The organism is Kocuria sp. ZOR0020 (assembly GCF_000800955.1).
In the GTDB taxonomy this organism is placed as follows: Bacteria; Actinomycetota; Actinomycetes; order Actinomycetales; family Micrococcaceae; genus Kocuria; species Kocuria subflava.
Map to the genome: position 1 here is coordinate 1 of NZ_JROX01000097.1, position 7,738 is coordinate 7,738.

General features: G+C 66.0%; 7 protein-coding genes. 5 read left to right on the forward strand and 2 right to left on the reverse strand.

Annotated features, from left to right (window positions below):
• On the forward strand, positions 1-246 hold a 246-nt coding region (locus L979_RS16255), incomplete at its 5' end, for a hypothetical protein (RefSeq protein ID WP_047690684.1).
• Entirely contained in the window at positions 243-3,854 is a 3,612-nt protein-coding gene (gene mobF / locus L979_RS06545) for a MobF family relaxase (protein WP_047690686.1), read from the forward strand. The genes L979_RS16255 and mobF, both read left to right, overlap by 4 nt.
• Before the next feature lie 290 nt (positions 3,855-4,144).
• On the opposite strand, the gene L979_RS06550 is transcribed toward mobF, so the two are convergent.
• On the reverse strand, positions 4,145-4,435 hold the full coding sequence (locus tag L979_RS06550) for a transcriptional regulator (protein WP_047690688.1): 291 nt from the start codon (positions 4,433-4,435) through the stop codon (positions 4,145-4,147).
• Positions 4,428-4,874: a hypothetical protein gene (locus L979_RS06555; RefSeq protein ID WP_143467412.1), complete on the reverse strand. Its 447-nt coding sequence runs from the start codon at positions 4,872-4,874 to the stop codon at positions 4,428-4,430. Before L979_RS06555 ends, L979_RS06550 begins: the two co-directional genes overlap by 8 nt.
• Positions 4,875-5,200: 326 nt before the next feature.
• Between L979_RS06555 and L979_RS06560 the strand changes: the two genes are divergently transcribed.
• The 3 genes from L979_RS06560 to L979_RS06570 all read left to right on the forward strand — a co-directional run.
• Positions 5,201-5,800 carry a recombinase family protein gene (locus L979_RS06560; protein ID WP_047690699.1) on the forward strand — a complete coding sequence of 200 codons (600 nt, stop codon included), beginning with the start codon at positions 5,201-5,203 and terminating at the stop codon, positions 5,798-5,800.
• A gap of 1 nt (position 5,801) precedes the next feature.
• A complete protein-coding gene (locus L979_RS06565; protein WP_047690694.1) occupies positions 5,802-7,196 on the forward strand; it encodes a Mu transposase C-terminal domain-containing protein in 1,395 nt (464 codons plus the stop codon).
• Positions 7,197-7,738 (forward strand): ATP-binding protein (locus L979_RS06570; RefSeq protein ID WP_047690696.1); only part of this gene is annotated, 542 nt, incomplete at its 3' end.

Genomic DNA, 7,738 nt, shown 5'->3' on the forward strand with positions numbered 1-7,738 from the left:
GTCAAGGTGGTGCCGCTTGCCGTGATGCGCCAATGGCAGGGCCTTGCCGCACACATCGCTCAGCGCCAACGTGCCGGGTCCGAGCTGACGGTCCTGGAACGTGACGTGCTGACCACCTACCGCCGTCACCGCGCCGAGATCGAGAACGCGACCGGATCCGGCGTGGGTGCATCACCTCGGCGCCACCGTCGTGCCGCTGCGGTCCCCGCGGCGACCCCGGTCGATGGAAAGCAGGTGGATGCGTGACGGTCTCAATCTCGAAGATGAGTGTGGAGTACTACCTTCAATCCGTTGCCGTCGGCGATGCCGCCCCGGCCGGAACCGGATCCCGGGATCTCACCGCCTACTACACGGCTTCCGGTGCCCCACCAGGTAGGTGGCTCGGTGCCGGCCTGGCGGGATTGAACCTGACTGAGGGGCAGCGCGTCACCGCCCGGGGGGCACGCCGGCTGTTAGAGCACGCCCAAAACCCTGTGACCGGTGACCAGCTAGGTCGCGCACCGATCAAGGCCTCCGCCGCTCCTGCCGGCGCCAAGACACCTGCTGGCAAGGCCGCCGGCCCGCAACGCCAACCGGTCGCCGGGTTCGATCTGACCTGCTCCGTACCGAAATCCGTCTCGGTGCTGTGGGCGTTGGCCGATGAGCCGACCCAGGCCAAGATCCACGCCGCACACCGCGCTGCCGTATCCTCCACCGTCTCCTGGCTGGAAACCAACGTCATCCAGTCACGGTCCGGGCCCGGCGGCGTAGCCCACGTCCCCGTTCACGGAGTCGCCGCCACAGCCTTTGACCACTGGGACTCACGGGCCGGTGACCCACAACTACACACCCACGTCGTCATCGCCAACCGCGTCCAACGAGTCGCAGATGGCAAGTGGGTGACCTTGGATTCCTACACCCTGCACCGCAACGTCGTCGCAGCCTCCGAACGATTCAACGCCACGCTCTTTGATGAACTGGCCCGCACCCTGGGCACCCAAACAGAGGTACGCGCCAAGCCTTCTCGCGTGACGGACGGGGACCACGGCACCCCCGCCACTGAACTCAGTGCTGGTGATTCGCCTTTGCCGATCGCCCAGGGCGGGGCACGTGTGGAGCTCGCCGGGATCCCGGATGAGCTCATCGCGGAGTTCTCCACCCGTTCCCACGACATCGAGGCACAGGTGGACCGTCTGGTGGAGCAATGGACCCAGACGCACGGTCAACCACCCACCGGTCATGACCTCGCCCAGATCCGGCAGACAGCCACGCTGGCCACACGGGATCGGAAGTCCGATGCCATGACCTCGCTCGTGGAGAAAGCAGCCGCATGGCGCACCCGCGCCCAAGGCCTGGGGCACGATCCGGCGGCCGTGGTGGCGGCAACCCTTGACCGTGACCCCACCCTGCTGCAGGCCGCCACAGTGCACCCCGAGACGGCGGACCAGATCGCTGGACGGGTGATCGCCACGCTCGGCGCCCGGCACACCACATTCGCGGTCACGAACATTCATGCTGAAGCCTCCCGGGCATTGGCGTTGGTCCGAACGATCAGGGACGAGGACCGTGATGCTCTGTTGACGCGGGTGGTCGATGCGGCCATCGACCAAGCAGTCTCGCTCTCTCCCACTCGATACGGCACACCGGTGGAGAGTCACAGCGGGCTCAGCGTTCACGGCCGACATGCCTTTGACCACGACCGCCGTTTCTCCACTCAGGAGATCGTGTCGGCCGAGGCCCGGCTCATTGCCGCAGCGACCACCATGAACGGTCCCACGATCAAGGATCACGACCGCGTGCAGGAGCTCCTGGACGAGGTCACGATCGCCGGTGGCCACAAACTGGCCGCAGACCAGTCACAAGCAGCTTTCGAGATCCTCACCTCCCGGCAATCCCTCACCGGGATCGTCGGGCCTGCAGGTGCCGGCAAGACTGCCGCCCTGGCAGGGATCCGCAAGGTCTGGGAGGACACTCACGGCCCTGGGTCCGTAGTGGGCCTGGCACCATCGGCAGCGGCTGCAGCCGTGCTGGCCAAGGACCTGGAGATCCCCACAGACAACGTGGCGAAATGGCTGTGGGAGACCACCGGCCCCGGCGCCCAACAACGCGCCCAACGCCTGGCCGCTGCGCGCACCGAGTTTGAGGCCACCCCCGCCTCCGACACCGCCCGACGGTCACGGCTGAACACCATCATCACCGGCCTGGAATCCACCGCTGACCGATACCACATGAACCCCGGGCAGCTGATCATCGTCGATGAGGCCTCAATGGCCGGCACTCACGCCCTGGACCAACTGCGCGGCCAAGCCCAAGAAGCTGGCGCGAAAGTCGTGGTCGTGGGGGACCCCCTGCAGCTGGGTTCCATTGACGCCGGCGGGATCCTGGGCTGGATGGACCGCCACCACGACGCTGAGGGCGTCGCATCCGCCCGTCTGACCTCTCTGTGGCGTTTCAAAGAAAGCTGGGAAGCCTCCAACAGCACCCGGCTGCGTGCAGGCGACACCAACGCCATCAAGACCCTGGTCGAACAAGGACGAGTGCTGGGAGCCGCCTCCGAGGACGACGTGGAATCCATCGCCTTCAACCGGTGGGTGATGGCCGAAGAAGCCGGGGAAACCTCCCTGCTGATCGCCGGATCCCTCCCAGCTGTTGACCGCCTCAACGCCCGTGTCCAAGCCGCGCGATTGGAAACAGGGGCCGTGGATCACTCCACCACAGTCGCCCTCAGCAACGGGGTGAAGGCCGGTGTGGGTGACTCCGTGCTGACCCGTCGTAATGACCGACGCATCACCGATGAGGCCGGCGGGTTCGTGAAGAACGGCGACCTGTTCACCATCTCAGACATCAACGACGACGGCAGCCTCACCGCGGCTCGGGCCACCGGCGAAGTCGTCACCCTCACCCCAGAGACGCTGTCCACAGCGCAACTGGGCTACGCCTCCACCGCCTACCGGGCACAGGGTGTGACCGTGGATCGTGGGATCGCCGCCATCGATCCAGACAACACCTCACGCGAACAGTTTTATGTGGCCCTAACCCGAGGCAGACTCTCCAACCACGCAGTCCTGCCCCCACCCGAGGAGCCCCCTTCACCGGACCCGTGGCACATGCTCCACGAGATCACCCCCAAATCCCTGATGCAGCAGCTGCAGACAGTGATGACGCGCACCGATACTGAGCTCACCGCCCACGAGGTCCAGGACCATGAGCACGGGTGGGCCACAGACCTGGCGCGGTTCAAAGACGAAGCTGGGTACCTCACGTACGCCATCGGCACACGGCGCGCCACCCAGTGGGTTACCAACACCCACGGTCACCAGGCCCTCGATGCCTGGGTCACATCACCCCAATGGAACAGCATCATCCAGCACGCATCCCGCGCAGCCCTGCCTGATCAGGCCCCGCAGGATCCCGCCACCGCCGCCGAAGACCTGGCCCGTCACGGCCCGGCGGCCACCACCATCCACGGCGTCCTGGATGTACCCGTTCCAACCTCGGCGGAGGAACAACGCACCCTGACCCGCCTCCTTGAGCACGTTCAGCGCCGCCTGGACCAGCTCGAAGCCCAAACCCGAACCGAACCGTGGCGCGCCGAGCTCATCGGCGCTCCCTGCGACGTCCTCGACGCCGCCCTCCTGACCCGCGCTGCCCTGAACTACACCGGAGAGGCCTTGATGCCACGACGCGACGATTGCCCGGACCGTAGATCCCTGCAGGCCCTGGAGGCCTTCGAGCAGTTGCAAGCATCCCGCCACACAACCGCGTCACCACCGCCCGACGTCGCCTTCGTACCGCCACCACCACACCAGACACCGGGACCTGTCCAGGACGCGGTTCAGGTCACCGGCCCCACCGGAGCATCATGGACCCGGTGACCCACACCTTTCAGATCCCGGACAACGCGCGTCTTGTTCCGCCCTTGGTGTATCACCGAGCCGAGGGCCCGCACGATTATTTGCAGATCGTTGCGGCCGTCGGCACCATTCACGCCTGCCCTCATCTGTGGAGTTGATCGGTTGGTGGCGTGCTTCCTCTGAGGGTATGCGGCGCTTCCGGAAGCACGGCCAGATCGGCTCTCCGTGGTCTGAACGTGCGCCTTTTGCGTGATGTCTGCGAGCTGTTTCTGAGTGGCGCGGTCGCCGAGAGCGGCGCTCTGCCCACTCCCTCAACCGGTCTGCAGGATCTTTCGGAGCACTTCCTTGTGAGCTCGGTACTTCTCTCGACCCTGATCTGTGAACGAGACTCGCAGCCTGCTGCGGCCAGCGAGGGTGACCCTTGAGTTCTGCACGTAGCCGTTGCCTTCTAGCTGGGATAGATGCTTACTCAGTGCCGACTTCGAAATCTCAAGTCTGTTTTGGAGCTCGCCGAACTCTACGTAGGAGGCGGTGTCCAGGATGGCGCTGATGCGCAGGCGATGAGGCGCATGAAGAAGCTCGTCGAACGAAGGGTCAACCACGAGAGCTGACCGCCTTCCGGTACTTGCCTCCCATGACCAGAGTGGCGCTGGCGGCCCCCACTGCGGAGACCAGCCACAGCCAGTTCATGGCGAACCCCACGGCCAGGACCGCGGGAACTCCGATCACGATGAAGCTCGCCGCGAGGTACGGGAAGACGCTCGGTCCGTCCGGCCAGACGACACCATAGCCCGATCGGTAGAAGACGTGTCGCACACCAAGAACTACGATGAATAGCAGTCCGAGAATCGTAATGATGAGCGAGGCTGAACCCTCAAGTACCTGTGCGGCGCACACGGTGGCCAGCAGTACTGCCATGGCCACGAAGAAGCGCCAGGGCAACGGGGGGTTGGCGGTCCTCTGAGACTCCTCACTCGCCATGTCCAGAATCTTCGCGGCTTCGGCTACGGAAGGTGGATTTGTTCGATCGCCTGTTTCCATGTCGGAAACACTAGTGCATGAGTTGCCGGGTCGGCAACCCTGTAGGTGGAGCTCACCTCGCCGGGCGAGCAGGGGGCCGCCTCCGGACAATGCGCACCAAGCCGTCTGGCGCTGGAGGCTGCCGTGCATCCCGCGCCGTTCCACGCTAGCGCTCAACAAGGATCGGTCTGTCTCGACAATCTACAGCGTTACGAGACATGCGACCGAGCCGCGGTGAGCTCGTCTCGAGCTGCGCCGATGGCGGCAAGGAGTGTTTCGTGAAGTCGTCGCACCGTGTTCCGTCTCAGATCTTCCGGAGCGGGTAGTTTGTGAGGCATTATGTGGTGATGAGGCTTCTGGGGTACACGCGGGTGTCGCCGGCGGGGCAGGATTCGGCGCTGCAGCTCGACGCTCTCCTTGCTGCCGGGGTGCAGAAGCGGGACGTGTTCTCGGATGTGACGTCCGGGGCGAAGAGCGCGGCGGAGCGTCCGGGCATGAGGAAGCTCCTGGCCTACGCGGAGCCTGAGGACACGGTGGTGGTCTGGCGGATCGACCGACTGGGCCGGTCACTCATCGACGTGCTCAACACCGTGAACCTGCTACGGGACCGCGGCGTGAAGATCCAGTCGGTCTCCGACGGGATCGACCCAGACACGTCGTCGGGCCGGCTCATGCTCGGGATGCTGGCAACGCTGGCGGAGTACGAACGAGAGCTGATCACCGAGCGCGTCAACGCTGGAATCGCCGCGGCTCGTGCTCAGGGCACCAAGTTCGGCCGGCCGCCGGTGAACCCGGAGGTCGTGGATCGCAAGCTGGCGATCGCGGCCGAGGAGAGAGCGAAGGGACGCACCGCTGAGGAGGCGGCACGCCTGGTGGGGTGGTCGCGGGCGACGCTGTATCGCCACCAGCGGGACGCTGCCGCTCGCGAGAGCATCGCGCAGGCGTGACATGGACGGGCCGCAGAAGTGGAAGATTCTGCGGCTCCACGTCGAAGACGGCATCCCGCTGGCGAGTCTCGCTCGGGAGACCGGGGTGGGAGAGCGAACGCTCTCACGCTGGCACAGCCTCTACCGGACAGGCGGCATCTCGGCTCTTGAGCGGGCGCAGCGCGCCGATGCCGGCGTGCGGCGCACCGCGCCTGACCTGGTGGCCTTCGTAGAGCACCTGGCCCTGACCAGGCCCCGCCCGAGCATCGCGACGCTGCACCGCCTGGCCGCAGCCGAGGCTGCACGAAGAGGCGTGAGCACGCCGAGCTACGCGACGGTGCGGTCGGTCGTGCAGGCGCTGGATCCCGGGATGGTGACGCTCGCTCTCGAGGGCCCGGCGTCCTACCGGGATCGCCACGAGCTCGTCTTCCGCCACCGCGCTGAGCGGCCCAATGCCCTGTGGCAGGTCGACCATACCGAGCTCGACATCCTCATCAAGGACCCCAGCGGGAGACCATCCAGGCCCTGGCTGACCACGGTCATGGACGACTGCTCGCGGGCGATCTGCGGGTACATGGTCTTCGAGGGCGCGCCCTCAGCGATGAACACCGCACTGGCGCTGCGCCAAGCGATCTGGCCCAAGAGCGACCCCGCCTGGCCGATGTGCGGCATCCCCGACGTTCTCTACGTCGACCACGGCAGCGACTTCACCAGCCATCACCTCGAGTACACCGCGATCGCCTTGAAGATCCGCATCATCCACTCCGCCGTCGCCCGCCCCCAGGGAAGAGGAAAGATCGAGCGGTTCTTCCACACCGTCAACACCGAACTGCTCACGACCCTGCCCGGGCGCCTCAGCTCTGGACACCCACACCCCGTGCCGGTGCTCGACCTTCCTGGTCTCGACCGGGCCGTCGGGGAATTCGTCGACCAGTACAACCAACGCACGCACACCGCGATCCGCACGAGCCCGAAGGCGGCCTGGATCGCTGAGGGATGGTTGCCACGACTCCCCGAGAGCCTCGAGGAGCTCGACGGGCTGCTTCTGCGGGTCTCCAAGCACCGCACCGTCCAGCGCGACGGGATCCACTTTCAAGGCCAGCGCTACCTCTCGCCCACGCTCGCCTCATTCGTCGGACGCACGGTCACCATCCGCTACGACCCCCGGGACCTGTCCGAGATCCGTGTCTACGACCACGACACCTTCGTATGCACCGCGATCGACGAAGCCCACCCCAACCAGCGATACAGCCTCCACGACATCGAAACCGCCCGACGAGCCCGCCGCCGGCAGCTGCGCAAGGCCATCAACGACCGCATCCCCACGACTCCACGACCCCCTGACGACCCGCCCACGCCGCCCGCTCCCGCACGCCGGCCCAGGAAGCGCCTGAAGACCTACGAAGAGGACGAGTAGATGAACCGCGACTTCATCGTCACCAAGGAACACCGCCGCTTCACCGAGTTCGCCGACGCCATCCGCAAGGACGTCACCATCGGCATCTGCCACGGCGAGGCCGGCGTCGGAAAGACGCAATCCGCCCGCCGCTACGCCCACTGGGACACCCTCGAACCCTTCATCCACGCCTGGGGCCCACGCAACGAGGCCGACCTGAAGCACTACGCCGCCGCCCACCGCTCCCGCACCGTGTTCTACACCCCCGAGGTCCTCGCCAAGCACCGCGATCTCATGCGCGACATCGAGTACTACCGCGGGAAGGTCGGAGTGCTGATCTACGAGCATCTCTGCACGATCGGGAAGATCACGACCACCGAAGTCCCCCGCACCATCGACTTCACCGAACTGATCATCATCGACGAGGCAGAACGACTGACGCCGACCTCGCTCGAGCTCCTCCGAGACCTCCACGACCGTCACCACGTCGCCCTCATGTTCATCGGGATGCCCGGCATCGACCAACGCTTCCGCCACTACCCCCAGCTCTACAGCCGCATCGG

Coding starts and splice junctions, on each gene's coding strand:
- L979_RS06565 (WP_047690694.1), top strand. CDS start 5,802: ATGGACGGGCCGCAGAAGTGGAAGATTCTGCGGCTCCACGTCGAAGAC.
- L979_RS06560 (WP_047690699.1), top strand. CDS start 5,201: ATGAGGCTTCTGGGGTACACGCGGGTGTCGCCGGCGGGGCAGGATTCG.
- L979_RS06555 (WP_143467412.1), bottom strand. CDS start 4,874: ATGGAAACAGGCGATCGAACAAATCCACCTTCCGTAGCCGAAGCCGCG.